At 50.8% G+C, this 1418-nt stretch carries 1 protein-coding gene and 1 pseudogene; one reads left to right on the top strand and one right to left on the bottom strand.

Annotated features, from left to right (window positions below):
* Window positions 1-152 precede the first annotated feature (152 nt).
* Entirely contained in the window at window positions 153-737 is a 585-nt protein-coding gene (locus tag BQ17_RS07920) for a Uma2 family endonuclease (protein WP_089725921.1), read from the top strand.
* A 14-nt stretch (window positions 738-751) separates the two neighbouring features.
* Here BQ17_RS07920 and BQ17_RS07915 read toward each other — a convergent pair.
* Window positions 752-1186, bottom strand: a pseudogene (locus tag BQ17_RS07915) (DUF29 domain-containing protein).
* Window positions 1187-1418 lie beyond the last annotated feature (232 nt).

Genomic DNA, 1418 nt, shown 5'->3' with positions numbered 1-1418 from the left:
GCGGTTCGCTGCGCTCACCACATCTTACGGCCCTTGCCCAACCTACAAGATCATGTTCTCGGGAGGATTTATACGCGTTTAATTCTCGCTGGCTCAAGCGGTGGGCAACGGCTAGTAACCCCCCGTCGGGCGCTCACTCTCAGGTGGCTAAGATGCAACCACAAACCAAACCGACTCTCTACGAGTCCCTTGAGGCCCTGTCCGAAGGTATGACCGGGGAGATCTTGAACGGACAGCTCTATACCCAACCGCGACCTTCCGGAGTGCATGCGACTGCCGGCTTTATGTTGGGTGCCGAATTACTTGGCCCTTTTCATAAAGGCAACGGAGGTCCGGGTGGTTGGTGGATCTTTATTGAGCCAGAGGTCCACTTTGTACATGACAATGAGGTTACCGTTCCGGACCTGGCCGGCTGGCGACGTGAGCGAATGCCGATGCCACCAACCACGGAGCATCGCTTTGAGGTGGTCCCCGACTGGGTTTGCGAGATCCTTTCTCCTTCAACCGAGGGCAGAGATCGCCAGATCAAGCTACCGTTATACGCATATTACGGTGTGCAATACGCTTGGCTGATCGATCCGATCAAGCACACTTTGGAGGCGTACCGACTGGAAGCCGGTGACTGGCTTGAAATCGGCCGCTTCGCCGGTACTGACCAGGTTGCCGTACCACCGTTCGAAGCAGTATCCATCGAGCTGGAAGGATTGTGGCTGCCTACTCAGCCTACATCAGTATAAGGCGGGTTCCCCGCCTATTCCGGGAAAAATTCGTTATCCATAGTCTGCTCAAAAGACCAGGGGCAGGTATCAGGAAATGTGGTTTTCGAGAGTCCTGTTTCTTTGGCGGCACCGCTAACGGCATATTTGTAACCGCGTTGCATGGCCTCCGGCAGCTTGGATTTAAGGCTCGGGTTGTCGTTTATATAGTCGGCCAACTCGGTACGTTGTTCTTCGATAACGTAGCGCCAACTATTCCCCCGATATGTGGGCTGATACTGCTACTTGAGCAAATGAATGAAAAGTATCTTCAATCGGCTTTCAAGCTCACGCTTTAGATTTTTCCCCATATCTTCAATTTCTTCGGCGATATGACTGATGTCGGATTGGGCCAGCTTTCCCGTTCTTAAGTATTCTGCCTGTTGCTTGGTCCAACCATAAAAATATTTATTATACAAGGGGTTATCCACGAAAATGCTCCCGGTGAGAGGTTATCTTTATGCTAACAAGGTTCGGCGAGGGGAAAGGGTAGGCTGTGTCCACTATCCCGGCATTAAGAGGCTGTCTAAAAATTAAGATACTGATTTTAAAGCATAAAATCTGCAAATTTCACGCTCGTTCCCAGGCTCCAGCGTCACTGCCATTAAGTTAAGGAAAAGCGCAAAAATATGCCGCATACTTCACGTTTTTTCGAGATCATAG

Source organism: Candidatus Thiosymbion oneisti, from assembly GCF_900092655.1.
GTDB lineage: Bacteria > Pseudomonadota > Gammaproteobacteria > Chromatiales > Chromatiaceae > Thiosymbion > Thiosymbion oneisti.
The sequence above is the reverse complement of the archived record's forward strand: the minus strand, read 5'-3'. Positions and strand labels throughout refer to the sequence as shown.

Bases quoted from the DNA above. Each gene is read 5' to 3' on its own strand.
- BQ17_RS07920 (WP_089725921.1), top strand. From the start codon at position 153: ATGCAACCACAAACCAAACCGACTCTCTACGAGTCCCTTGAGGCCCTG.